At 52.7% G+C, this 433-nt stretch carries 1 protein-coding gene; it reads left to right on the top strand.

Annotated elements, in window-relative coordinates; all coding sequences use genetic code 11:
* Positions 1-433 (top strand): flagellin (locus NXT09_RS22355; RefSeq protein ID WP_268581194.1); only part of this gene is annotated, 433 nt, incomplete at both ends.

The raw sequence follows: 433 nt of genomic DNA, 5'->3' as shown, positions 1-433 counted from the left end.
ACACCAACGGCAGTACTGACCGTACTTCAATCTACACTGAAATGAAGCAACGTCTGGACGAAATCGACCGTGTTGCTGGCGCAGCATCGTTCAACGGCACGAACCTGCTGGACGGTACAGCAAGCGGCGGTATCAACATTCAGGTTGGTGCAAACACCGGTGCTAACGAAGTTATCACTATTGACTCTGGCGCCCTGGTTAACGCGACAACGACATCTGGTGCAGGCTTGGCTTCTGGTGTATCGACCGCTGTAACTGCAATTAGTGGTGGTACAGGTGCTATCGGTGGTTCAGGTGGTCTGGCACAGGATATCGTTGATGCCGTTGATAGCGCGCTGAAAGCAGTAGATACCGCGCGTAGTAACCTGGGTGCGATCCAGAACCGTTTCGAATCCACGATCACCAACGTGAACAACACCATCAACAACCTGTC

The organism is Pectobacterium jejuense (genome assembly GCF_026800125.1).
GTDB lineage: Bacteria > Pseudomonadota > Gammaproteobacteria > Enterobacterales > Enterobacteriaceae > Pectobacterium > Pectobacterium jejuense.
The sequence above is the reverse complement of the archived record's forward strand: the minus strand, read 5'-3'. Positions and strand labels throughout refer to the sequence as shown.